Source organism: Cupriavidus phytorum (assembly GCF_003254285.1).
Taxonomy (GTDB): Bacteria; Pseudomonadota; Gammaproteobacteria; order Burkholderiales; family Burkholderiaceae; genus Cupriavidus; species Cupriavidus phytorum.
The window spans coordinates 149,429-174,384 of record NZ_QKZN01000008.1; the positions used below are offsets into that span (position 1 = coordinate 149,429).

Below are 24,956 nucleotides of genomic sequence, written 5' to 3' on the forward strand. Positions count from 1 at the left end.
GTATATGTGGGATGGAGGCCCGCTGTCCGCTGTCAACCGGGGTGGGCGGGCACGAAGCAGGATTGACAGACCGGCCACATATAAACCGGCGAGCCCTCAGGCTCCCCTGCCAAGGCCCGCCCGGAGGACGTGCGCGTAGGCGCACGGACGAGAGGATACCGCTATCTGCTTCGTCCGTGATATATGGGACAGGCTGTCAAACCTGGTCACTCATTGCTGTGGTGACCAGACCAGTTTCCGATGGCGGTCGACTACGAACAATCAGCCGAATCTCAAAGCAGCGATCGACACGATCGGATACGCTGAACATCAAGCAGCCACAGTCCTGATGCCGACCAGTCCGCGACCCTTATCCGCCGCCAGATGTAGTCAAGCTCCGAAACGGAGCTACTCACAGGACATGCGTTAATCTGCAGTGTGAAGCGTGCGCCTCATCTCTTTCGAAAGTGCGCGCGTTCCCTTGCAATCACTTAGCGTATATGCAAGTATATGCAAATGAGCGCAAATATTGACAATACACCACATCTCTCCACCGCAGAGGTCGCTAGACTTGCCGGAATACACAAGGACACTTTGCTGCGATGGCTGCGTGCTGGCTCTGTGCAAGAGCCGCGCCGTGACCGACACGGGTGGAGGCACTTCTCAACCGCCGAGGCAGAGCGAATCCGGCTTTTCGCGAAGTCAGCAGACGCGTCATTACCGACTCAGCCAAGTTTGCAATCCGATATCCCGCACTTGGGCAATTTGGACCGTATCGACTGGGATTTCGCCGGCGCAAAGACGAATTATTTGACGCATAGCATTCATCCATATCCAGCGAAATTCATCCCGCAGATTCCAAATGCACTTATTCAGGAGTTGTCAGGCGTAGGAGACACGATTGGCGATATCTTCTGTGGCAGCGGTACCACGTTGGTCGAGGCTCTAACTCTGAAGAGGCATGCTGTTGGAATTGATGCAAACCCGTTGGCCTGTTTAATTTCGAAAGTAAAAACAACCGCTCTATCCGAAGAAGACGCTAGATTGTTGGCATCATTGGCGGACGAGATTCGCACGATGGGTGAGGCGATAGACCGGAATGCAAGTTCGCCTCTATTAAACGTTGACATTTTCAAATCGAAGTCATGGCGGCCATCCTATGACAAGCTGGAATTCTGGTTTCAGCCTGATGTAATCGAAGAACTCGCCGAAATTAAAGAGCGTTGCAACGCACTTACATCAAAGAATAGTCGAGACCTGGCGCTAGTGGCTTTCTCGGCGATAATTGTTGCGGTATCCAAGCAAGACTCAGATACACGTTATGTCCGTCGGGAGAAGGGAATCCTCCCAGGGGAAACATGCAAGCGATTTGCCAGAACATTAGACCAGACGCTTCGCGTCGCGGCCGAGTTTACTGAGTTAGCAGAGCCAAGATTTAATTGCAAAATCGTCGAGGCCAGTCTTCTTCAGGCACCTGATGTTCCCCAACTCGATCTTATGGTTTGTTCGCCGCCATATCCAAATGCATATAGCTACCATTTGTATCACATGACGCGGATGCTGTGGCTCGAGATGGATCAACCGAAATTCAAGAAGGAAGAGATAGGTAGCCATCGCAAGTACAGCAGTAAAGCCAAGACCGCCGCCACTGTCGATACCTTCCGAACCGAGTTCAATGCAATCTTCGAATGGCTCAAAGACAAATTAAAGCCCGGCGGCTTTGCATGCTTCGTCGTTGGCGATTCAACGTTGCGTGGTGAGCGAATTAACAACGCTGACCTTATTAGCGCCGCTGGAGCCGGAGCAGGATTTAAAGAAGTCGCTCGATTGACACGAAACATGCAGGCCACAAAGAAGGCCTTTAATCCCGCAATAGGAAAGATAAAAACCGAGGACATCCTAATACTCGAAAATCGAGCGGGGGAATAATGCAGCAAACCATGAAGCTGAAAATCAAGCCATATATTCAGCCTTTTGAGCGCGAATTAGCTTTTCGCGAAGTAAAGGCTCTGACCGGGTCATACCCGGAGTCGCAGAGTACTGCAAAAATTTGCAATACTGATTATTGCGTAGATACAACATTGAGCCGAAGTGCGCTCGCTGACCGACTTGCGTACTGGGAGTCCATACAGGACTCTCGGGGGGTCCAAATTACCCTTCAGTCCCTAAGGGAATCCACCGTAAACGTCGTTCGCAATGGTATCGCTTTAGATTCCCTTCGCGAGCAGCTACCATTTTCCACCGAGATACCTCTTCCGAATCGGCGATGCCTGCGTTATGGCACGCATGGAATTCACGAATACAGAGGGAAATTCTTCCCTCAACTTGTTCGAGCACTCATCAATATTTCCGGGACTCGTCCGGGTGGTGTTGTTGCTGACCCAATGAGTGGTAGTGGAACTACCGTTGTTGAGGCAGTACTTGCTGGATGCCGGGGTAGAGGATTGGATATGAATCCTCTCTCAACGTTGCTAGGTAATACAAAAACCAACCTGCTTCGCGCTGATGCCGAGGCACTAGCGGCGAGTTATACGCAACTACGCGACGAACTACTCGCCGTCGAACCTCGTGTCGCAAAAAAGCTTGAACATCTTTCATCTTTGCCCGAAGAGGACCAGCGATATCTGAAGAGTTGGTTTTCCGATGACGTTCTCGCCGGCTTGGATGACATTAGTCAAGCAATTTTTCGGTTGGAGGATAAATACGCACGTGCTTTGGCTCGCATAGCGCTAAGTAACATTATTAGAAGTGTGTCTTGGCAGAAGAGCGAAGACCTTCGCATCAGAAAAGAAGTAAGACTGGACATCGAAATCGATCCAAAAAAGGAATTTTTGGAGGAGATCGGACGTTCAGTCCGAGCAGTGCTTGCATTTCTCTATCAGAACGGTTCGTTGGACGATTTAGATTTCGAGATAGCTGATGGAGATGCTAGGAGATGCGCCGAAGTCTGGGGCGAGAATAGTGTTGATGTGATAATCACTTCCCCGCCGTACGCGACCGCGCTACCTTATTTGGACACTGACCGATTAAGTCTTTGCTACTTGGGACTATTGCCGCGCCCCGAACACCGAACGCGTGACCAAGCCATGATCGGAAATCGGGAAGTTACAGAGCGCACTCGAAAGGAGCATTGGGCACGTTACTTGGCTGAAAAAAACTTTCTGCCCTCTTCTGTAATCGCTTTGATTGATCAAATTCATTCGCTCAACTCCGCGACTGAGGTAGGGTTTCGAAGGCGCAATCTACCAGCATTACTTTCGAAGTATTTTTTCGACATGAAGGAAGTAATTGTCGGAATGAAAACCAGCCTCAAACCCGGATGCTCCGCATTTGTCGTGGTTGGCAATAATCACACAATAGCGGGCGGGCATCGAGTTGATATTCAAACAGCAAACTTGCTCCAGGATGTAGCCAGCGATGTGGGATTTGAGGTCGGTGAACCCTTGTCTATGGAAATGCTGGTTTCTAGGGATATTTTCAAGAAGAATGCAATGGGTTCCGAGGAAATTTTAGTTTTCCGAAAACCTCCTCGATGAACTCATAAATAGCCAATTCTCTTTTTCGAGTTTGATATCCTTACTGTTAATTTAGGCAAAATTTGAGCGTATTGTGGCGTCCCTTTCTTTATGATTTCGAGCTCATAGGTATGCAACGATCCAGCGGGAGCTGATCGCAGCAGGAAAATATCATCTACATTACCAGAAGCCCTAATCGTTGACTCTCTAATTCGAATGTCTTTTTTCTGAGGATTAAACCACAGGGTGGCCTGCAAATCTCCGGCATGGCCTGCAAGCCTAATTCTTACATTTTGCCAGTCCAATTTTTCAAGAGGGCGTGCCACCCGATTCGCTTTTGCTGATTCACTCTTAATCCAGGCCGCATTTTTTGGTTTTGCTCTCCATTGAGCATCCACTTTGTATTTTGCAGGATCCGGAATAAATGGAGATTGCCAACCCCAGAAGGAAGGCTTCAAATCTAGAGCGCGCAGCGGAATAAATACCTCGGGAGAACGCTGTTGTGCGCCCTTAGTCGTTTGCCCCACCCCTACATCAGTGGTTTGTAAGGTCATTGCAAATGTTACCGATGGGGTTCCGTTGACGTTCGCATTCACCACTACAGGCGTTGGCACCTGCCCCGGCAAGCTCTTCGACGACTTTGTCGGCGATGCAGGTGCGCCATTTTTCAGTGCCCCATTAGATGGAGTCGGTGCCGCGGGCACTGCGAGGGACTTAAACGGTGATTTATTTGAGTCCTTGCCCGAAGAAAGACTTTTTTTGGATTGGCCAATTGCACTGCTTGCTTCTGCCTCGGTAGGAAGTTCACCACTTTCACCGAGTCGATTTATGAGCTGCTCATCCAAAAGGAGACAAATGTGCGGAGTGTGCTGACTCCATTTATTTAATATTTCTTGTATGGAATCGAAAAACCTGCAATCTTCTGCATTCCCGAAATTGAGGTGAATCTGAACGCACACTTCACTGTTTTCGTAGAGGCCTCCCTTTGTAAGATTTCCCGAACCAACTACGACAACGGCCTCCGCATCATTCCTGAAGAGATACACCTTAGGGTGGAAAGTATTTGCAGCGTTCTTATACACCCACATCTCTCCGTTCGGCTGAATGGCCTCCAGCAAGTCGAGCACCGCCTCACGCGAAGTTCCGCCATGGTCTATTCCCACGGAGATGCGCACCGTAGCATTTTTTGCAAATTTCTCCAAACCTGGCTTGATATATTGAGTACCGGATTTCTTCGCAAACGCTATAGCAGCTTGGAACTCAGTCCATTTCGAATTATTGAATTCGGATGTTAGAAAATCGCCCAGACGAAAATCGTGATCAGGCTGTGCTATTAGGGTAAGCATGTCGCTAAAAAGTTATATCCACTAATTGTCTCAACGTACCATCAGTCTGCTGGCCGAGGGCGCCTTTTCATCAGTCGAGGTGCTGCCATCGGTGCCTACGGATACTACATCGCTTTTTGATGCCGCGCTAATAGATGCCAGTAAAGGACATCATGAAGGTCTTCCCGACGAGATAGCTTATACTGTTACCCTGATTGCCGGCCCTAAGGGAGGCGCTTCACAGTAAGGGGCCTCATACCGGCAGAAGGTGTAGTCGTTGCAATGGGTGCTCATTGGTGCTTGCGACGGAAATTGAGCAAATGTTGGCGGCGAAAGCGAGCTGCACGCGAGTTCCATGGGAACTCGCGTTTTTTTGTCCGCCTTGCAGCACGGCCCAGATACGACGCCAATTGGCTAACAGCCTGTTAGCCGCATAAGAAGGAGATTCTTTTCAGAGGGGGAGGATCTTTCGTCGTACGGGAAACTGGTCTGGGAGGATGCAACGAGGGCTGCTTAGCGTCTTCTGGTTATGGGCGCCCTCGCCGTGGAAACAAGACGAGCCAGGCCGCCGATCGTGAACTGCCGACCATTCCCAAGGATCTGATCGCCCATTTCGCAAAGGGCCCGATGACTGCGGAGGCCGTGCAGGACGCCTCAATGGCATTCAAGAAGACCCTTGATTGAGCAGGCCTTGAGCGCCGAGCTTGGCCATCATCTGGGCTAACCAGGCTGGCGCAGAGCGCCCGGCCGGCACAGCCAACCAGCGCAACGGCAAGAGCGCTAAGACGGTCTTAACAGTACGGCACCGAGGGCTCGCCCGAGTTCATCAGTTCTGTCACCGATGCGGTCATGGACGGGGCCACCACCTGGCAAGCCCGCCCCGCTGGAGGCGATGTACCCGGTGGTCTTGTTCGACGCGCTGCGGCAAGATGCGCGAACATGGCGTGGTACGCAACAAGGCCGTCATTGGCGTTGGGCGTGCTGCCCAACGGCACACGCGACATCCTGGGCCTGTGGATCGAGAGCACCGAAAGCGCCAAGTTCTTGATGAAGGTGTTCAAGTACCTTAAGACCCGTGGCAAGCACGACATCCTGATTGCGGTCCCTGATGTTCAACGCATGATTGGAAGGCTGCCATGAACCAGTTTGCGATTCTCCATGAGGAACGGCGCTTCACCCACCCGCATCGCTGAGATAATGCTGGCTCACCGGCTAAGTTGACGGTGAGCCTTTAACTGCTCTGAACACAAAAATTGCTGACAGGCCCTAACAAGGAACACCATCAAACATCAATATTCCGCGCGACAAGGGCGTTGGACTCAATAAAGTTCCGTCGCGGCTCCACCTCGTCCCCCATAAGGGTGGTGAAGATTTGGTCAGCAGCAATAGCATCCTCAATCTGCACCTTCAGCAGACGTCGTTGGGTAACGTCAAGGGTGGTCTCAAACAACTGCTCAGGGTTCATCTCACCAAGACCCTTATAGCGCTGACGAGAAACGCCACGCTCGGCTTCAGCAAGCAACCACTGCATCGCTCCGTGAAAGTCGTTGACAGTCTGATCGCGCAACTTTTCCCCTTCACCCCGCTGCACCTTAGTCCCTTCCGGCGTCAGCCCCTGGAAAGTCTTCGCAGCATTGGAGAGCGCAGCGTAATCCGCCCCATGAACAAAATCAGCATCCAAATGCGACAACCGCACGTTCCCATGATGACGCCGCGCAATCATCAGCCGATGCTTGTCAGTCTTTTCGTCAAACTGGGCATACACATCAGCAGTGCCATCATCATTCACCGCAGCCCCAATCAACGTCTTGGCATGCATCTCCGCCAGCTTAGCCTTCAACGCCACCGCTGAAGCCTCCGCCGCCGCAGCACTATCCAGATCCAGCGTCACCCCATCCGCAATAGCCCGCAGCGCGTCGGTATCCACAACCCGCGATAAGCGCCCAATCACGCCTTCGGTCAACTGGTACTGACGAGCCAGTTCAGTCAGCGCATCCCCACTGATTTCTGACCCATCCGGCCGCACCAACGCCGCCTTCTCCATCGCCAACTTCAACAGATAAGCATTCAGCTCGACATCATCCTTGATATACCGCTCATCCTTCCCATGCTTGATCTTGTACAGCGGCGGCTGCGCGATATACACATACCCACGCTCGATAATGTCCGGCATCTGCCGATAGAAGAACGTCAGCAGCAGCGTGCGGATGTGCGAGCCGTCCACGTCCGCGTCGGTCATGATGATGATGCGGTGGTAGCGCAGCTTGTCCAGGTTGTAGTCGTCCTTGCCGATGCCGGTGCCCAGCGCGGTGATCAGCGTCAGCACTTCCTGGCTGGACAGCATCTTGTCGAAGCGGGCGCGCTCTACGTTCAGGATCTTGCCCTTGAGCGGCAGGATGGCCTGGAACTTACGGTCGCGGCCCTGCTTGGCGGAGCCGCCTGCGGAGTCGCCCTCCACCAGGAAGAGTTCGGACTGGGCGGGGTCTTTTTCCTGGCAGTCGGCGAGCTTGCCGGGCAGGCCCATGCCGTCCATCACGCCCTTGCGGCGGGTCATTTCGCGGGCCTTGCGGGCGGCTTCGCGGGCGCGGGCGGCGTCTACGATCTTGCCGCAGATGGTCTTGGCGTCGGCGGGCGTTTCCAGCAGGAAGTCGGTCAGGGCCTTGCTGACCAGTTCTTCCACGGGCAGGCGCACTTCGGACGAGACCAGCTTGTCCTTGGTCTGCGAGCTGAACTTGGGCTCGGGCACCTTCACGGACAGCACGCAGGCCAGGCCTTCGCGCATGTCGTCGCCGCTGGTTTCTACCTTGGCCTTCTTGGCGATCTCGTTTTCTTCGATGTACTTGTTGATGACGCGGGTCATCGCGGCGCGCAGGCCGGTCAGGTGGGTGCCGCCATCCCGCTGCGGGATGTTGTTGGTGAAGCAGAGCACCTGCTCGTTGTAGCCGTCGTTCCACTGCATGGCCACTTCCACGGCGATGCCGTCTTTCTCGGCGTTGGCGTAGAAGATGTTGGGGTGCAGGACGGTCTTGGCGCGGTTGATGTACTCCACAAAACCCTTCACGCCGCCGGAGAAGGCAAAGTCTTCTTCCTTGCCGGTGCGTTGGTCGGTCAGCTTGATGTGGACGCCGTTGTTCAGGAACGAGAGTTCGCGGATGCGCTTGGACAGCACCTCGTAGTGGAACTCGACGTTGGTAAAGATTTCTTCATCGGCCAGGAAGTGGACTTCGGTGCCGCGCTTGTCGGTGGCGCCGGTGATCTTCATCGGCGAGACTTCAACGGGCTGGCCGTCGGGGCCGGGCACGGTCTCGATGATGCGGTTCTGCACTTCGCCCTTGGCGAATTCGATCAGGTGGACCTGGCCGTCGCGGCGCACGGTCAGGCGCAGCCACTTGGACAGCGCGTTCACGCACGACACGCCCACGCCGTGCAGGCCGCCGGAGACCTTGTAGCTGTTCTGGTTGAACTTGCCGCCGGCGTGCAGCTCGGTCATGGCGATTTCGGCCGCGCTGCGCTTGGGTTCGTGCTTGTCGTCGAACTTGACCAGCGGCGGGATGCCGCGGCCGTTGTCGACGATGGAGATCGAATTGTCGCTGTGGATGGTGACCTGGATCTCGGTGCAGTAGCCGGCCAGCGCTTCGTCGATGGAGTTGTCCAGCACCTCGAACACGAGGTGGTGCAGGCCGGTGCCGTCGGAGGTGTCGCCGATATACATGCCCGGGCGCTTGCGTACCGCCTCCAGGCCTTCCAGGATCTGGATCGAGGAGGCTCCGTAGGTGTTTTCCTGTTGCGGTTTCTGCTGTTCGGTCATGTCTTTCCTACTTGCGGCGAATGCGGAATTCGGGCCGGGCGGGCATGGCTGGCATGCCGGCGGCGGGGCGCGATGGGTCCGCATGGCGGGTTACTAAAAACGGCAAAAGGGGCGGATCGTCGTAACGATCCTGCCCCCGCGGCGGGATATTCATCCCCTGGACGTACCGGCCGGGGCCGGGTGTCGTAGCGTGCCGTTTGCTGCTCCGGTTGCTGTCTGCGCTGGTTGTGGCACAGGTCCTGTCACCGGATCATCAGATGCGCATCGGCATGACGACGTACTTGAAGTTGTCGTCGTCCGGCACGGTGATCAGCGCGCTCGAATTCGAGTCGCCGAGGCTGACCTGCACCTGCTCGGTCTTCAGGTTGGCAAGCACGTCGAGCAGGTAGGTCACGTTGAAGCCGATATCGAGCGCGTCGCCCGAGTAATCGAGTTCCAGCTCTTCCTGCGCCTCTTCCTGGTCGGCGTTGGTGGAGCTGATCTTGAGCATGTGCGTGTCGAGGATGCAGCGCACGCCCTTGAATTTGTCGGTGGTCAGGATCGCGGTGCGTTGCAGCGCCTGCTGCAGCTGCACGCGGTCGATCGCGAATGCGTTCTTGTAGCCCTTGGGAATCACGCGCTGGAAGTCCGGGAACTTGCCCTCGACCAGCTTGGAGATCAGTTCGATATTGGCGAACGTGAACTTGACCTGGTTGGCGGCCAGCTGCACCGTGACCGGATCGTCGTTGTCTTCCAGCAGGCGCTGCAGTTCCAGGATGGTCTTGCGCGGGATGATGACTTCCTGGCGCGAGCCGACACCGGCCGCTTCGTTTTCCAGCTCGACGCCGCAGTAGGCCAGGCGGTGGCCGTCGGTGGCAACTGCCATGACCTTCTTGCCTTCGACCACCAGCAGCATGCCGTTCAGGTAGTAGCGGATGTCCTGCTGCGCCATGGCGAAGTGGACCATCGCCAGCAGGTGCTTGAAGGTCTTCTGCGGCAGGCTGACGCTGGCATTGAATTCGCTGGCTTCGGCCACGGTCGGGAATTCTTCGGCGGCCAGCGTCTGCAGGGCAAAGCGGCTCTTGCCGGATTGCACGGTCATGCGCTTGTCGTTGAGCGACAGGGCGACGTCGCCGTCGGGCATGGCACGCAGGATGTCCAGCAGCTTGCGCGCGGCCACGGTGGTGGCGACGCTGTCATTGCCGACGCCGCATTCCGCATGCGTGGTGATCTGGATTTCGATGTCGGTCGACAGGAAGGATACGTTCGACCCGGACTTGCGAATCAGCAGGTTGGCCAGGATCGGGAGGGTGTGGCGGCGCTCCACGATGCCGCTCACGATTTGCAGCGGACGCAGCAGGTTGTCTCGCGAGGTTTTGACCAATTGCATTGAATTTATCCTTCGTCGTTTGTAATCGGCGACCGCAGAACGCAAACAACTCCAAATTCACTTAGGAATCAAGGAGTTAATGTGCCATTGTACCAAGGATAAGCCGCTGCGGTGAAGCGGGGCGGGACCGGCCGGCGGGCCAGCTGTGCCCAAAAAGCCACGCTGGCGCCAATCGTTCTTGCCATCCCGTCCCGACTCACCGCAAAGCCTTATCAGTGGCCACTTTCCGGACACTTGCCCCGGCGTCGCTGACGTTAATTCCCCAGGCGCCACGGGATGTCCGTGGCGCGCACCCTACAGTATGCCAGCCCGGCGGGGCTGGCCCTTCAAAACGCCGTCCCGGGAGCCGCCCCGGGACCAGCCGGCGATCAGCCCTTGAGCGTCTGCTCCAGCACGTGCAGCTCGTGGTTGAGCTGCGCATCCTTGCTGCGTTCGTCGGCGATCTTGCGCACGGCGTGCAGCACGGTGGTGTGGTCGCGGCCGCCGAACAGCTCGCCGATCTCCGGCAGGCTCTTCTGCGTCAGCTCCTTGGCCAGGTACATCGCGATCTGGCGCGGCCGGGCAATATTGGCAGGCCGCTTTTTCGAATACATGTCAGCGACCTTGATGTTGTAGAAATCCGCGCAGGTCTTCTGGATGTTCTCGACCGAGATCTGGCGATTCTGCACGGTCAGCAGGTCCTTCAGCGCTTCGCGCGTCACCTCGATGGTGATGTCCTTGCCGTGGAAGTTGCTGAACGCCAGGATCTTGCGCAGCGCGCCTTCCAGCTCGCGCACGTTGGAGCGCAGGTGCTTGGCGACGAAGAAGGCGACTTCTTCCGGAACGTTCACGTTCTCGGCGGCGGCCTTCTTCATCAGGATCGCCACGCGCATTTCCAGCTCGGGCGGCTCGATCGCCACGGTCAGGCCGGAATCGAAGCGCGAGATCAGGCGGTCATCGATGCCGGTGATTTCCTTGGGGTAGGTATCGCTGGTGATGATCACCTGCGCCCGGTTGGCGATCAGGGCCTCGAAGGCATAGAAGAACTCTTCCTGCGTGCGGTTCTTGCCGGAGAAGAACTGGATATCGTCGATCAGCAGCAGGTCCAGCGAGTGGTAGTAGCGCTTGAACTCGTCGAAGGCCTTGCGCTGGTACGCCTTGACCACGTCGGACACGTATTGCTCGGCGTGGATGTAGCGGATGCGCGCGCGCGGGTTCTCCATCAGCATGTGGTTGCCGATGGAGTGGATCAGGTGGGTCTTGCCCAGGCCCACGCCGCCATAGAGATACAGCGGGTTGTACGACTTGCCCGGGTTGTTGGCGACCTGGATCGCGGCGGCGCGCGCCAGCTGGTTGGCTTTACCCGTGACGAAGTTGTCGAAGGTCAGGATCGGGTTCAGGCGCGAGCGCTCGTGGACCGTGTCGCTGGGCTGGTGGCCGGGCATCGGCGCGGCGTTGCCCATCGCGGCATGCGGATGCTGGCCCTGCTGCGGCGCGCGGTAGGAGCGGGCGCTGGCTTCGGCGGGGTCCATCTGGACCACGTCGATCTCGCCCAGGTCGGCGTTGTGCTGCTGATGGTGCTGCGGATGGTGCTGGCCGGGATGCTGGCCCATGCCCTGGCCACGCGCGCCGGCCGGAACCGGGGCGGCGGAGGGCATGCCGGCCGGGTTGCCTGTGGGGTGGCCATATGACGGCTGGCCCAGGCCGTACGCGGCCGCGGTGGGGTATTCGCCATAGCCGGGCTGCGTCGGCTGGCCCGGCATGGCAAACGGGGCCTGGCCGCCCATCGATTGGCCGGGTTGGGCGCCGGGATAGCCACCCATGCCCGTACCCGGTGCTGCGTGATGCTCCATGCGGTCCATGCCGCCGGCGCCCATGCCGGGCTGGGCCGGCTGCATATAGGCAGCGGCGCGGCCGGAGGCGGCGGGGTCGAGCACGAACTGGACACTGACCTGCGCTTCCCAGTATTCGCAGGCGAGGGCGGTGATGCGCCCCGAAAACTGGCTCTTGACCCAGTCGAGCTTGAAACGGTTGGGCGCAGCAATCCGCAGCGCATGCGTTTCTTCATCGAACGCAACGGGCGCCAGCGGCTTGATCCACGTTTTGAACTGTTGCGGCGTCAGCTCGCGCTCGAGTTGCGCGGCTGCCGCCTGCCAGAAATCTTGCATTGTTTGTTGTTGAGTAATCGCATCCGGCACCGCTGCGTCAGCAGCACTGGGTACGCCACGGGCGGCGTATGCGCCGCGCATTCCGGACCGCCTCGGCCGTATTGGGAATCGATTCCCTCCGCCAAGGGCACCGCGGCATGCCATGCCGCCGGCAGCGAACCTTCTGGCTCGCCGCACTGGCGTGCGTAAACTCATGCGTTGTCGCGGTGGGGGCCCGGGTTGCGCCTGCGCCACGCAGCCCGTGTTGTGTTTGGACCCGGATTGTACCCCCGCCCCTGAGTTATCCACAAAGGATAAGTCTGTGGACAACTTGTGCAAATGCAGTGGATTGATGTGCACAACCCCTGCTGCGATGCGGGTTTCCGGGGTGCGAAAAAGGGCAAAAATTCAGGCAAAACAGGGACTTCGCCTGTGGATGGATGCAATAGAGGTGCCCCTCGGGTCACACGCAGTTACCCACTGGTCGTTGTGGACAATGGGCCACCACGGGGCACATGGCGGTGTGGCAATTGTGCCGGTGCACACAGACCTGCGCCTTGACATCGCCGCTGAAACTGGGTTAAATGCCGGGTTCTGCGATGCGGCAGGGGATCACGTATGCGCATCGCCGGGTCTGGCCTGTTCGTGCCGTCCGCGCCCACAGGCCACGCCTGCATCGCGCCGCCGGCCGGCAGCAAGACAGAACCAGAATCGTCGGCAACACCGCGGCAGTTCCTTGCCAGCGGCAGCCCCATGCGAACCATACGCGGCGGCCACGGCTCCCCGGCACCGGCCGAAGTCAGGCGCGCCCAGATCAACCAGAGAGTGCAACATGAAACGTACCTACCAACCTTCCGTTACCCGCCGCAAGCGTACCCACGGTTTCCGTGTCCGCATGAAGACCCGCGGCGGCCGTGCCGTCATCAACGCACGCCGCGCCAAGGGCCGCAAGCGCCTGGCCATCTAAGGGCCGGGCGACCGGTCCGGACCGCGGCAACGCGGTCCAGGCCAACCGCCTCGCTGTCCGGATGGCCGGTAGCTTGCCGCAGGGTGCAGTGTTCCCGCTAGCTTTGCCAGGCGTGTCTACCTTTGCCTTTCCCAAAGCCGCGAGGCTGACAAAGACGGATGAGTTTTCATCCGTTTTTGCTTTGCGGCCCCGGCGGCGCAGCACCCACTTCGTGCTCTATGTCCGCCCCAACGACCGGCCGGAAGGCCGCCTGGGCGTGGTGGTGGGCAAGAAGTTCGCGCCGCGCGCAGCCGAGCGCAACCTGGTGAAGCGCATGGCGCGCGAGTTGTTCCGCCAGCGCCGCGAACAACTGGTGGGTCGCGACGTGCTGCTGCGCCTGCAAGCGAAGTTTCCGCGCGCGGAATTTGCGACGCGCGCGGCGGTCCGAAGGGCATGCGCGGCGGAAATCGCCAGCCTGCTCGAGGTAGCAGCAAAGCCACTGCCGCCACCCGCGCCGCCTGCCTCGCCCCCGGCACCGCCCACCGCGGCGCCGCCGGCGAGCCCCTCGCCAAGCCAGCCACCAGGCCAGCCAGCCTGACCGCCCCGCCATGAAGCGAATCCTGCTAGCCCTGCTGCGCGTCTACAAGATCGCCCTCAGCCCTTACCTGGGCTCGCAGTGCCGCTTCCTGCCGACCTGTTCCGACTACGCCCGCGACGCCATCGTCCATCATGGCGCCGCGCGCGGCAGCTGGATGGCCGCCTGCCGGCTGTGCCGCTGCCATCCTTTCGCCCAAGGCGGGTATGATCCCGTGCCGGGCACGGAAGCTGACACGCCAGTCCATGCCGCCACAGGCCATGCGCCCGTGGCAATCCGTCTGCCCAGACCCTGATTTTTCCGACCACAGCCAGACATGGATATCAAACGCACCATCCTCTGGGTCATCTTCTCGATGTCCCTCGTGCTGCTCTACGACAACTGGCAACGCGCCAACGGCCATGCGTCGATGTTCTTCCCGAGCACGACGCAGCAGCAGGCCGCTTCGGCGCCGGCCGCCAGCGGCGCGGCCGCGCAGGGCGACGTGCCCAAGGCCAACGTCCAGCCGGGCGCAGCCGCCCCGGCCGCGGGCGCCGCGCCGCAGGCCGTGGCCCAGCCCACCGGCGAGAAGATCGTGGTGACCACCGACACGGTGCGTGCCGAGATCGACACCGCCGGCGGCATCGTGTCGCGCCTGGAGCTGCTCAAGGAGCATGAGAAGGACGGCAAGCCGGTGGTGCTGTTCGAGCGCGACAACGTGCGCACCTACATGGCCCGCTCGGGCCTGATCGGCGGCGACCTGCCCAACCACACCACGCTGTTCACCGCGGCCCCGGGCCCGCGCACGCTGGACGGCGCCGAGCAGCTGCAGGTGGTGCTGAGCGCCGAGAAGAACGGCGTGAAGCTGGTCAAGACCTACACCTTCCGCAAGGGCAGCTACGTGGTCGACAGCAAGTTCGACGTGACCAACGCGGGCACCGCGCCGGTCTCGCCGACGCTGTACCTGGAACTGGCGCGCGACGGCAGCAAGGTCGAGCAGTCGCAGTTCTACAGCACCTTCACCGGTCCGGCGGTCTACACCGACGCCGACAAGTACCACAAGATCGACTTCGAAGACATCGCCAAGGGCAAGGCCACCGTGCCTGCCGCCGCCAACAACGGCTGGGTGGCGATGGTGCAGCACTACTTTGCCTCGGCCTGGATTCCGCAGACCGGCAAGGAACGCACCTTCTACGTGCAGCAGATCGATCCGCACCTGTACCGCGTGGGCATCCAGCAGCCGCTGGGCGAACTGGCCCCGGGCGCGAGCGTGAGCACCGATGCGCGCCTGTTCGCCGGTCCGCAGGAAGAGCACATGCTCGAGAAGATCGCCCCGGGCCTGGAGCTGGTGAAGGACTACGGCTGGCTGACCATCCTGGCCAAGCCGCTGTTCTGGCTGCTGGAGAAGCTGCATGGCTTCCTGGGCAACTGGGGTTGGTCGATCATCGCGCTGACGGTGCTGATCAAGCTGGTGTTCTTCCCGCTGTCGGCAGCGAGCTACAAGTCCATGGGCAAGATGAAGGACCTGCAGCCGCGCATGACGTCGATCCGCGAGCGCTACAAGAACGACCCGCAGAAGATGAACCAGGAGATGATGGGCCTGTACCGCACCGAGAAGGTCAACCCGCTCGGCGGCTGCCTGCCCATCGTGATCCAGATTCCGGTGTTCATCGCGCTGTACTGGGTGCTGCTGTCGTCGGTGGAAATGCGCGGCGCGCCGTGGCTGGGCTGGATCAAGGACCTGTCGGTGCCGGATCCGTTCTACATCCTGCCGATCGTGATGGCCGTGTCGATGTTCGTGCAGACCAAGCTGAACCCGACCCCGCCGGATCCGGTGCAGGCCAAGGTGATGACGATCATGCCGCTGGTGTTCTCGGTGATGTTCTTCTTCTTCCCGGCCGGCCTGGTGCTGTACTGGGTGGTGAACAACATCCTGTCGATCGCGCAGCAGTGGCAGATCAACCGGATGCTGGGCAAGGGCAAGGCCGCGGTGGTGGCCAAGAGCTAAAGCCTGTTGCAAGATGCGGTGATGGAAAGCCCGGCAGAGATGCCGGGCTTTTTTGTTTTTGCTGAGGGCTGAGCGCTTTCGCGATCCCGACGGTTTGCTCCCCTCTCCCGCGCGCGGGCGAGGGGCCGGGGGAGAGGGCAGGCGCTGGCATACCGACGCGCTTCACTTCGTCGACACTCCCGCCCTCTCCCCCACCCCTCTCCCGCAAGCGGGCGAGGGGAGCCTGGTTCAATCGGCGTTGGCTACGGCAGGCGTATGCTACTGGCCTGCCCTTACCGTCAGGAGACCCCCATGAGCTGGTCCGCCCACCAATACGTCGCCTTCGAAGACGAACGCACCCGCCCGGTCCGCGACCTTGTCGCTGCCATTCCCAACGAGATCGCGCGCAGCGCGGTGGATATCGGCTGCGGTCCCGGCAACTCCACCGAGGTGCTGATGGCGCGCTATGCCGGTGCCTCGGTGACCGGGCTGGACAGCTCGCCGGACATGATCGACGCCGCGCGCAAGCGCCTGCCCGACGTGCAGTTCCGCGTGGCCGACATCGGCGCCTGGGACGAGGCCGGCCCGTACGACGTGATCCTCGCCAACGCGGTGCTGCAATGGCTGCCCGACCACGGCCGCCTGTTCCCTGAGCTGGTCTCGAAGCTTTCCCCGGGCGGCACGCTCGCCGTGCAGATGCCGGACAACCTGGAAGAACCCGCGCACCAGCTGATGCGCCGGGTGGCGGCGGAAGGCCCGTGGGCCGAAAAGCTGGCCAGCGCCAGCAAGGCCCGAGCAGAACGTGCGCCGGCGCGCTGGTACTACGAGCTGCTGCGCCCGCTATGCCAGCGCGTGGACGTGTGGCTGACCACCTATCACCATCCGCTCGCCGGCGGCGCGGCCGCGGTGGTGGAGTGGTTCAAGGGCAGCGGCCTGCGGCCGTTTCTGCAGCCGCTGGACGAGGCCGAGCGTGCCGCCTACCTGGCGCGCTACCAGACCGAGATCGCCAACGCGTACCCGGCGCTGCCGGACGGCTCGGTGCTGCTGCCGTTCCCGCGCCTGTTTATCGTGGCGACGCGCTAAAGGCGCGTTACGCCGGCTTGTGGCAGACCGCCTCGATGTTGTGGCCGTCCGGGTCCAGCACGAAGGCGCCGTAGTAGTCGGGGTGGTAGTGCGCGCGCACGCCCGGTGCGCCGTTGTCGCGCCCGCCCGCGGCCAGTGCCGCGCGATGGAACGCATCGACGGTCGCGCGGCTGTCGACGCGGAATGCCACGTGCACCGGCGGCTGGTTGGGCGTGCCGCGGTGGATCCAGAAGTCGGGATGGCCGGGCGTGCCAAAGCCGGCCACGTCGGTGCTGCCAGTGACGCTGGCCGGGAATTCCTTGTCCAGCACGTAGCCGATGGCACCCAGCGCCGCCTGGTAGAAGGCGCGGCTTTTCTCGTAATCGCTGACGCTGACGCCGGTGTGGTCGATCATGGGTGGCTTCCTTTGTCGATGGTTGGAGCGGGCGTTTCCTCAGGCCAGGTCCAGCACGCTCATGGTGGCGTTGAGCCGGCTCACCAGCACGGATTCGCCGTGGACATCGGCAAACACGTCGGCCTCGACCACGATGATGGAGCGGCCGGACTTGAGCACGTCGGCGCGGCAGCGCAGCCGTTCGCTGCGCACGGCACGCAGCAGGTTGATCTTGAACTCCGCGGTGACCACGTGCTGGCCCGCTTCCAGGATGGTTGACGCCGCGGCGCCGGCGGTGTGGTCGGCCATGGTGGCCTGCACGCCCGCGTGGACGATGCCACCGTGCTGCAGGTGGCGCGCCGTGATGGCCAGCGTCGACTCGCACCAGCCGGGCCCGCAGTCGGCCAGCGCGATGCCGACGTCGTTGACGAAGGCGGCCTGGCGGAAGCCGGCCTCGATGGTGTCGCGCAGCAGCAGCCGTTCCTGTTCGGTGGTCATGGCGGTCCTTGTGGGTGGGCACTGGTCCTGGCGGATCTGCGCATTCCAGCGTGAAGGCCGCGGCCTGTCAACCAATCGCAAGAGGCGCTGGCGCCGCTTCCCGCCCAAGCGCGTGCTGTCGCCTACACTGAAGGCATCTGCGTCCCGCGTGCGCGCCTGACCGCATGCAGTCCGCCATGAACGCCGACGCCCATTCTCCCAAGCTGCGCCGCAAGACGCGGCCCGCCGCTGCCTTTGCCGCGCTGGCGCAAGCCAGCCTGGCGCGCATCGACGCGCTCCTGGACCAGCTGCAGCACCGCGACGACCCGGAAGACCTGCACCAGCTGCGCATTGCGCTGCGCCATGCGCGCGCGGTGGTCTGGGCCATGGGCCCGGCCCTGCCGCGGCAGGGGCGCGACCGCTGGAAGCGCGACCTGCGCACACTCGCGCGTGCTACCAGCGCGGCGCGCGACTGGGACGTGTTCCTGGCCGAGACCATCGGCCCGGCGCGCGAACAGGAGCCTGACGACACGGTACTGGCCGCCATTGCCGACACCGCGCGGCAGCGCCGCAACGCCGCGCGCGAAGCGATGCTGGCGGCGCTGGCTACCTACCGCGACTGGCCGCTGCCGGCGCTGCATCGCGACCTGGCGCACCTGGCGCATCTTGCCGGCCGCGCCCGCAACGACCGCGCCCGCCTGGCGTCGTTTGCACGCCAGCGTGTGCGCCGTGGCCGCAAGCAGCTGCGGGCGCTGGCGAGAAGCGCCCGCGATGGCGATCCCGTCGCGGTGCATGCGCAGCGCATCGCAGGCAAGCGGCTGCGCTACGTGATCGAGGCGCTGGCGCCAGTGCTGCCGGCACGCTATACCAGGCGCCTGCACCGCAAGCTGGTCAAGCGGCAGGCCCGGCTGGGCCGGCAGGTCGACGGCATCGTCGCGCGCCGCCTGCTTGCCGAATGCCTGGCGGTGCAGGCGATGCCGGACGATGCGGCGCCGCCGCTGCCCGGCGCCAGCTGACCGCTCCGCCAGCCATGGCGGCCCGCCCACCAGGTGCCACGCCAACCGCACCCGCGCACCCGATCTGCGACAATACCGCCATGACTGCTCCCCAGCTTCCCATTGCCGCCATCGCCACCGCGCCCGGCCGCGGCGGCATCGGCGTGGTGCGCGTGTCCGGCCCCGATGTCGGCCCCGTGATGCGCGCCGTCTGCGGCCAGGCACTGAAGCCGCGCCACGCCACCTACCTGCCGTTTCTCGACGGCAACGGCAAGGTCATCGACCACGGCCTGGCGCTGTATTTCCCGGCGCCCAACTCCTATACCGGCGAGGAAGTGCTGGAGCTGCAGGGCCACGGCGGCCCGGTGGTGATGCAGATGCTGCTGACGCGCTGCCTGCAGGCCGGCGACGGCATCGGGCTGCGCCTGGCTGAGCCCGGCGAGTTCACGCGCCGCGCCTTCCTCAACGACAAGCTCGACCTGGCCCAGGCCGAGGCCGTGGCCGACCTGATCGAAGCCAGCACCGAGGCCGCGGCGCGCTCGGCCGCGCGCTCGATGGAGGGCGAGTTCTCCAACGCCATCCGCAAACTGGTGGACAAGGTCATCCACCTGCGCATGCTGGTGGAAGCCACGCTGGACTTCCCCGAGGAAGAGATCGATTTCCTGGAGCAGTCCGACGCGCGCGGCCAGCTCGCCACCATCCGCGATGAACTTGGGGCGGTGCTGGCGCAGGCGCGCCAGGGCGCGCTGCTGCGCGAGGGGCTGTCGGTGGTGCTGGCGGGCCAGCCCAACGTGGGCAAGTCGTCGCTGCTGAACGCGCTGGCCGGCGCGGAACTGGCCATCGTCACGCCGATCGCCGGCACCACGCGCGACCGCGTGCGCGAGACCATCCAGATCGACGGCATCCCGCTGCATATCATCGACACCGCCGGCCTGCGCGAAGACGCCCACGACGAAGTCGAGCGCATCGGCATCGAACGCACCTGGGACGCCATCCGCCGCGCCGACATCGTGCTGCACCTGGTCGACGCCACCGACTACCTGCGCCACGGCCTTTCCGAGATCGACGACGCCATCGACGACAAGCTCAGCGGCCAGCTGCCGCCCGGCGCGCCGATCGTGCGCATCGTCAACAAGATCGACAAGGCCCCCGCGGTGGGCGAGATGATGTTCGGCGGCAACCGCCCGCACGTAGTCGCCGCCAACGGCCCCAATCCGACCGAGATCTGGATCTCGGCGCGCACCGGCGCCGGCATCGAACTGCTGCGCCGCGAACTGCTGCGGCTGGTGGGCTGGCAATCCGGCAACGAAGGCACCTTCCTCGCGCGCGAACGGCACCTGACCGCGCTGCGGCAGGCGCAATCGCACCTGGACGTCGCCGCCGAACAAAGCCAGCGCCAGGCCCAGGCGCTGGACCTGTTCGCGGAAGAACTGCGGCTGGCGCAGGAACACCTGAACAGCATCACCGGCGAGTTCACCAGCGATGACCTGCTGGGGACGATTTTTACGCGGTTTTGTATTGGGAAGTAAATGCGGAGAGCGCGTCGGTGAGCCAGGAAGGACAGCTGCTTGACTACAAATCACTGCGCGTCGTATCGGACAAGACTGCCGACTGGCAGAGCCTCGCCAAGGATTGCGTCGCATTCGCCAACGCCACCGGTGGACACCTGCACATTGGCATCGAAGACGATCAAAGCCAGCCGCCGCCTGGCCAGCGCATCGCACCTGACCTGCCCGACTTACTGCGACGCAAGCTCTCCGAGTTGACCGTCAATGTCTCCGTCCTTCCGACGGTAGTAACTTCGCAAAATGGCGGACAGTACATTGATCTGACCGTTCCTCGCTCGGCATCGATCGCCTCGACCACAGACGGCCGCTATTACCTTCGCATCGCCGACCAATGCAGGCCGCTTGTTGGAGAAGAAGTAGTGCGACTGGCGTCTGAACGAGCGGCACTTCCATGGGAAACACTGACCAGCCTCCAAATACCTCGCACTGAGGCAGACCCGGTACAGTGCGAGCGATTGATCGCGGCATTGCGCGCCTCCGATCGCGTCAAGCCGTCTATCAAGGAGAAAACGGCCGATGAAACGCTGGACCATTACCAGCTTGCACGCGGCCCATACCTGACCCATCTCGGGATCCTGTGTGTGGGCCGCCAGCACCACCGCGCCCAACTCGGCTCAGCACCCGTCATACAGTTCATCAAGTTCGACGCCCACGAGAAAAAGGTCAACAAGCTGGTCTGGGACGATCACACCCAGAGCCCTATGGCACTGATCGACAGTGTCTGGTCAGAGGTGCCCGACTTTCGCGAACACTATGAATTGCCGGATGGTCTGTATCGGCAACAGCTTCCGGCTTTCGACGAGGTAGTCATTCGTGAATTGCTGGTGAATGCGCTCGTGCATCGCCCTTACACACAGCGAGGGGATATCTTCCTCAACCTGCACCCGGAACGGCTCGAGATCGTCAATCCGGGCCCATTGCCACTGGGCGTCACGCCGCAAAACGTATTGCACACCACGGTCCGCCGCAATGAACATCTGGCGCGATTGTTCCACGATCTCAAATTGATGGAGCGGGAGGGCAGCGGCTTCGACAAAATCTATGAGGTCCTGCTCTCGCAAGGCAGGCCCTTGCCAGAAGTGCTGGAGTCCTATGACCGGGTGCAAGTCACCGTGCACCGTCGCATTCTCAAGCCTGAGGTAATTGACTTCCTCGCCAAGGCCGACCAGGCCTACCAACTGACGCAACGTGAGCGCATCACCTTGGGTCTGCTCGCTCAGCATGACGCACTGACGGCGCGGGAACTTGCTGCGGCGCTAGAGTTGCCTGGCACGGAAGCGCTGCATCCCTGGACTTCGCGACTTCTCAACTGGGGCATCGTTCATCGGGCGGGACGCACCCAGGCCACGCGCTACTTTGTCGCACCGGAACTGCTGCGGACCCTGCAATTCTCTGTCGGTACCACCCTGAAACGGATTGAGCCACACCGCCTTGCCGCACTTATCCAGGAGGATTTGCGCAGATACCCGCTATCCTCCATTGGCGACATCCACCATCGTATCGGCGGAGAAATCCATATCCGGCAGATCAAACGGGTGCTGGACGGCCTGGTCGCCCAAGGGGAAGTGAGCATTAGCGGCGAGCGGCGATGGCGTCGGTACCGGGTCGGGCCGTGAGGCAGTTCTATCGACCAAGGCGGCCGATATCTGCGAAAAAAATGGCCAGGCGAGCTGCTCACGATCGGAAAACCCTATACAAATCAATGCCCTATATCGACCACGCCATGCCTGGATGGTTAATAGCAAGCTAATAGCAGGTTGATACCAAGGCATAGCGCGGCCAAGGAAAAGTTGCGCCTGACCCTCATCACCATCGGCACCCGGGGCGACTGCCGCTCGATGGCCGCGCTGGGCCTTGACTTGGCGATTGCGGGCTTTTACGGCAGGCAGGGCGCATAATTCGCCTTTCGCTTTTTGCCTTCCGCTTTCACTACGCAGGACCCCTCCCGATGTTGAACCGCACCCAGCAGATCCTCATTGCCATCGTCGCCGTGGCCGTCCTTGGCATGTTGTGGTTTGCCGGCAATGACCGCCGCGACGATGTTGGCGGCGCCATGCTGCCCGACGCGCCGGCCGATGCGCAGGCGGCGGCCAGCGCGGTGCCGGCGAGCGAGGTGCGCGGCGTGCCGCGCAATGGCACGCTGGACCCGGTCAGCATCGACCCGCAACGCCCCGGCGACCGCCTGCCGCAGCTGCAGGCCGATGCGCTGCTGGCTGCCTACCGCGACAATCCCGGCAAGGCGGACCGCGACTACCTTAACCAGTACCTGATCGTCGAAGGCGTGGCCAGCGGCATCCGCCGCGACGGCGAGCAGGTCTTTGTCGATATCCGCACCAACGACCCGGGCACGAATGTGCGCGCGCTGCTGCTGCCACGCCAGATCTGCGGCCCGGCCGGGCGCGAGTGCGAAGTGGAAGCCCGCGCCACCATGGTGCGGCGCGGCCAGAAGGTGGCGGTGGAGTGCAACGGCGCGGGCCTGGCCGACGGCATGCCGCTGCTGCGCGACTGCCTGCTGCGCGGCGGCGCCAACTGATCGCACCCGCGAGGATTCCGGAGTTACCCGCCATGCAATCCGTGCTGTCCGTCCTTGCCATCCTGATCATGGTGGCGACCCTCGTCGGCGTGATCTCGCCCGCCTGGCTCAGCCAGACGCTGTTCGGCGGCAAACCCGTGACGCGCGTGCAGGTGGCGGTGGTCGGGGTGTGCCTGGCGGCGCTTTGCCTGGTGCTGGTGGGCCGGCTGGCGCAGGGCGGCCCGGGCGGCTGAGGCGTCATCCGCCACGCCAGAAGCGGCCGGTTTGCGCTTCTGTTCGGCCGATTGGATTTGCCTGCGGGCGCCTACAGTGTGCAGGTATGCGGTGGCCATTGCGCCTTGTCGTGGCGCGCCGCCCAGCCCTCCAGGACATTCCATGAACCATGCACTGCTGGCGGCCTGCGCGGGCCTGCTGCTGACCGCCTGCTCGACCTACCAGGCCGTGACGCCGGTCGACCGCCTTGACCCCAACGATCCCGTGGTCGCGTTCCAGCTGCCCGCTGGCGGCGGCCCGCTGGGCAACTACGGCGCCCACGGCACGCTGCTGTGCGTGGTGGTGAACCCGGTCAGCGGCAATGACTTTGTCGAGGACTTCCTGTCGTCGCTGCGGCGGCGCAATTTCGAGGTGAAGGTGCTGCAGGCGCAGACCTCGATCGCGGCATGCCCGATGGTGGCGCTGTACACCGCGCGCAGCGCCTGGTACTGGAACACCTACCTGAACAACGCCGACATCACCGTGTTTCTCAATGGCGACCGGGTCGGCAAGGCGATCTACAACGCCAACCGCAGCGCCGGCGGGCTGAACCTGAGCAACTTCGTGCAGCCGTCGTCCAAGCTCGATGAGCTGGTCGAGCAGCTGTTCCCCGGCATGCTGCCGCCTCCGCCGCCGGCGGACACGGCGCCCGCGCCAGCGGCCTAGCCGATCTGCAGTCAACGGGAGGGCCGCGCCATGACTCTGTGCGCAGCATCCCGCCGGGCGCAGCCGCGCCCGGCGCAGCGTACCCGGGTCAGCGCTCCAGCCGGCCCAGGCGCACCACGGTCACGCCCGGGCGCAGCTGGCGCAGCGACGGCATCACCAGCACGCAATCCGGATACGGCGTCACCACCGGCGCGCCGTCGCGCCAGCCGATTACGGTCCCGGCCTCGGTAAAGGTCTCGAGCCCGGTGTAGGGGCCGGCAAAGCGGAAGTCCATGCTGGTGGCCACCACCGGCTCGGTCACGCGCACCACGCGCTGCGCGGCGGGCAGCGGCTGCAGCCAGCCCGCGGGCAGGTCGCCTTCCGCGACGATGCCGGCATGCAGCAGGAAACGCGCGGTACTGTCCCGCGCCACCGTCACGGCGGCGGGCTCCCAGTGCTGGCCGCATTCGATCAGCAGCGCGTTGCGCGGGCTGGCGGCGTCGCCAAAGCCATCGTAGTCGCGCATGCGGCGGCCTTCGGGATGGCCTTCGTCGACGATCACATCGGCCGGCGCACCGAGCGCGCGCGACAGGGCGATGCCTTTTTCCAGCGGGCCGGAGACGATCAGCGGCCGGCTTTTCTCATGCATCGAATGCAGGTCCAGCAGCAGGTCGACGGTATCGATCACCGGCCGCATCGCGCGGGCGCGGCGCAGTTCCGAGGAATCGAGGCTGGCGTCATCGAGCACCCTGGCGGTCCACACCCGGTTGAAGTCCTGGTCGACGTAGCGCGAGGCATCCGGGCTGGCGGGATCGAAGCGGTGGTACGCGTCGACATTGGCAAAGGCCAGCGTCAGGCGGCCGCGGCGCGGGCGCAGGCCGTGGTCCAGCAGCGCCTTGACGGCGATGGCGCCGCAGACCTCGTTGCCGTGGGTCAGCGCGTTGACCATCACGTGCGGGCCGGGCTGGCCGCTGTCGAAGGTGTAGAGGTAGGGGATGCCGGTGTTGCCGGCGGCGTAGGGACGGATGTCGGGGAAGGCGACGTCGACGGGGTAGGCTTCGAGGGGTGCGGTGGGCTGGTGGGTCATGGAGTCGGTGTGTTCGGGGTGCCTGGCGGGTCGGTGCCTGCCGGGTCGATTTGATAGGGACAGGAAGTTTGCGGGGCCGCCGCAGCATGGCAAGCGCCGGCCCTCTCCCCCGGCCCCTCTCCCGCAAGCGGGAGAGGGGAGCAGACCGGCGGTTCAGAAAGGCTCTCGCGCTCGTCCATGCTGATGGCGGCTTCTTCTCCTGCGGGCCGGAGAAAGAAGAAAGCGGCGGATTCAGGAAAGCACCGGCTCTTCGCTGCCGATGGTGTTCTCCCCTCTCCCGCGTGCGGGAGAGGGGCGGGGGAGAGGGCAGGCGC

At 62.2% G+C, this 24,956-nt stretch carries 20 protein-coding genes and 1 pseudogene; 14 read left to right on the top strand and 7 right to left on the bottom strand.

Annotated elements, in window-relative coordinates:
- Nucleotides 1-495 precede the first annotated feature (495 nt).
- Nucleotides 496-1,908, top strand: coding sequence for a DNA methyltransferase (locus C7416_RS20460; protein WP_181461284.1), 1,413 nt, complete (start codon nucleotides 496-498; stop codon nucleotides 1,906-1,908).
- Nucleotides 1,909-1,919: 11 nt separating this feature from the next.
- Nucleotides 1,920-3,515 carry a TRM11 family SAM-dependent methyltransferase gene (locus C7416_RS20465; protein WP_181461285.1) on the top strand — a complete coding sequence of 532 codons (1,596 nt, stop codon included), beginning with the start codon at nucleotides 1,920-1,922 and terminating at the stop codon, nucleotides 3,513-3,515.
- Between the two features lie 2 nt (nucleotides 3,516-3,517).
- On the opposite strand, the gene C7416_RS20470 is transcribed toward C7416_RS20465, so the two are convergent.
- Entirely contained in the window at nucleotides 3,518-4,840 is a 1,323-nt protein-coding gene (locus tag C7416_RS20470) for a phospholipase D-like domain-containing protein (RefSeq protein ID WP_111520618.1), read from the bottom strand.
- Between the two features lie 789 nt (nucleotides 4,841-5,629).
- Between C7416_RS20470 and C7416_RS20475 the strand changes: the two are divergent.
- Nucleotides 5,630-5,959 (top strand): annotated as a pseudogene (locus C7416_RS20475) (transposase); the annotation flags it as partial.
- Nucleotides 5,960-6,101: 142 nt separating this feature from the next.
- On the opposite strand, the gene gyrB reads toward C7416_RS20475, so the two are convergent.
- The 3 genes from gyrB to dnaA form a co-directional block, all read right to left on the bottom strand.
- Nucleotides 6,102-8,627 carry a DNA topoisomerase (ATP-hydrolyzing) subunit B gene (gene gyrB / locus C7416_RS20480; RefSeq protein ID WP_111520620.1) on the bottom strand — a complete coding sequence of 842 codons (2,526 nt, stop codon included), beginning with the start codon at nucleotides 8,625-8,627 and terminating at the stop codon, nucleotides 6,102-6,104.
- Nucleotides 8,628-8,880: 253 nt separating this feature from the next.
- Nucleotides 8,881-9,996 (bottom strand): DNA polymerase III subunit beta, encoded by a 1,116-nt coding sequence (gene dnaN, locus C7416_RS20485; protein WP_012351345.1) that lies wholly within the window; start codon nucleotides 9,994-9,996, stop codon nucleotides 8,881-8,883.
- A 368-nt stretch (nucleotides 9,997-10,364) separates the two neighbouring features.
- Nucleotides 10,365-12,143: a chromosomal replication initiator protein DnaA gene (gene dnaA / locus C7416_RS20490; protein ID WP_111520621.1), complete on the bottom strand. Its 1,779-nt coding sequence runs from the start codon at nucleotides 12,141-12,143 to the stop codon at nucleotides 10,365-10,367.
- Nucleotides 12,144-12,954: 811 nt separating this feature from the next.
- On the opposite strand from dnaA, the gene rpmH reads away from it, so the two are divergent.
- The 5 genes from rpmH to tam all read left to right on the top strand — a co-directional run bounded on the left by rpmH (nucleotide 12,955) and on the right by tam (nucleotide 16,712).
- Nucleotides 12,955-13,089: a 50S ribosomal protein L34 gene (gene rpmH, locus C7416_RS20495; RefSeq protein WP_008650850.1), complete on the top strand. Its 135-nt coding sequence runs from the start codon at nucleotides 12,955-12,957 to the stop codon at nucleotides 13,087-13,089.
- A gap of 61 nt (nucleotides 13,090-13,150) precedes the next feature.
- Nucleotides 13,151-13,666, top strand: a complete 516-nt coding sequence (gene rnpA, locus C7416_RS20500) for a ribonuclease P protein component (protein WP_373424915.1) — start codon at nucleotides 13,151-13,153, stop codon at nucleotides 13,664-13,666.
- Nucleotides 13,667-13,676: 10 nt separating this feature from the next.
- Nucleotides 13,677-13,958: a membrane protein insertion efficiency factor YidD gene (yidD, locus tag C7416_RS20505; RefSeq protein WP_012354399.1), complete on the top strand. Its 282-nt coding sequence runs from the start codon at nucleotides 13,677-13,679 to the stop codon at nucleotides 13,956-13,958.
- A gap of 21 nt (nucleotides 13,959-13,979) precedes the next feature.
- Nucleotides 13,980-15,650 carry a membrane protein insertase YidC gene (gene yidC / locus C7416_RS20510; RefSeq protein ID WP_111520623.1) on the top strand — a complete coding sequence of 557 codons (1,671 nt, stop codon included), beginning with the start codon at nucleotides 13,980-13,982 and terminating at the stop codon, nucleotides 15,648-15,650.
- Nucleotides 15,651-15,941: 291 nt separating this feature from the next.
- Nucleotides 15,942-16,712, top strand: a complete 771-nt coding sequence (gene tam / locus C7416_RS20515; RefSeq protein WP_111520624.1) for a trans-aconitate 2-methyltransferase — start codon at nucleotides 15,942-15,944, stop codon at nucleotides 16,710-16,712.
- Between the two features lie 7 nt (nucleotides 16,713-16,719).
- Here tam and C7416_RS20520 read toward each other — a convergent pair whose 3' ends face one another.
- Nucleotides 16,720-17,106, bottom strand: a complete 387-nt coding sequence (locus C7416_RS20520; RefSeq protein ID WP_012354396.1) for a VOC family protein — start codon at nucleotides 17,104-17,106, stop codon at nucleotides 16,720-16,722.
- Nucleotides 17,107-17,145: 39 nt separating this feature from the next.
- A complete protein-coding gene (locus C7416_RS20525; RefSeq protein WP_062796033.1) occupies nucleotides 17,146-17,583 on the bottom strand; it encodes a PaaI family thioesterase in 438 nt (145 codons plus the stop codon).
- Nucleotides 17,584-17,759: 176 nt separating this feature from the next.
- Here C7416_RS20525 and C7416_RS20530 point away from each other — a divergent pair, with 176 nt between their 5' ends.
- From C7416_RS20530 to C7416_RS20555, 6 genes are all read left to right on the top strand, one after another.
- Nucleotides 17,760-18,578, top strand: a complete 819-nt coding sequence (locus C7416_RS20530; RefSeq protein WP_111520716.1) for a CHAD domain-containing protein — start codon at nucleotides 17,760-17,762, stop codon at nucleotides 18,576-18,578.
- Between the two features lie 80 nt (nucleotides 18,579-18,658).
- Entirely contained in the window at nucleotides 18,659-20,086 is a 1,428-nt protein-coding gene (gene mnmE / locus C7416_RS20535; RefSeq protein ID WP_111520625.1) for a tRNA uridine-5-carboxymethylaminomethyl(34) synthesis GTPase MnmE, read from the top strand.
- A 17-nt stretch (nucleotides 20,087-20,103) separates the two neighbouring features.
- The gene (locus C7416_RS20540; RefSeq protein WP_111520626.1) at nucleotides 20,104-21,741 is read left to right on the top strand and encodes an ATP-binding protein; all 1,638 of its coding nucleotides are present in this window, start codon (nucleotides 20,104-20,106) and stop codon (nucleotides 21,739-21,741) included.
- A 332-nt stretch (nucleotides 21,742-22,073) separates the two neighbouring features.
- Nucleotides 22,074-22,658, top strand: a complete 585-nt coding sequence (locus C7416_RS20545) for an OB-fold putative lipoprotein (protein WP_111520627.1) — start codon at nucleotides 22,074-22,076, stop codon at nucleotides 22,656-22,658.
- Nucleotides 22,659-22,690: 32 nt separating this feature from the next.
- Complete coding sequence (locus C7416_RS20550) at nucleotides 22,691-22,891, top strand: hypothetical protein (RefSeq protein WP_111520628.1); 201 nt, start codon at nucleotides 22,691-22,693, stop codon at nucleotides 22,889-22,891.
- A gap of 142 nt (nucleotides 22,892-23,033) precedes the next feature.
- The gene (locus C7416_RS20555) at nucleotides 23,034-23,576 is read left to right on the top strand and encodes an Sbal_3080 family lipoprotein (protein ID WP_111520629.1); all 543 of its coding nucleotides are present in this window, start codon (nucleotides 23,034-23,036) and stop codon (nucleotides 23,574-23,576) included.
- Nucleotides 23,577-23,664: 88 nt separating this feature from the next.
- Here the strand turns inward: C7416_RS20555 and C7416_RS20560 are convergent, their stop codons facing one another.
- Nucleotides 23,665-24,642 (bottom strand): M14 family metallopeptidase, encoded by a 978-nt coding sequence (locus C7416_RS20560; protein WP_111520630.1) that lies wholly within the window; start codon nucleotides 24,640-24,642, stop codon nucleotides 23,665-23,667.
- Between the last annotated feature and the right edge of the window lie 314 nt (nucleotides 24,643-24,956).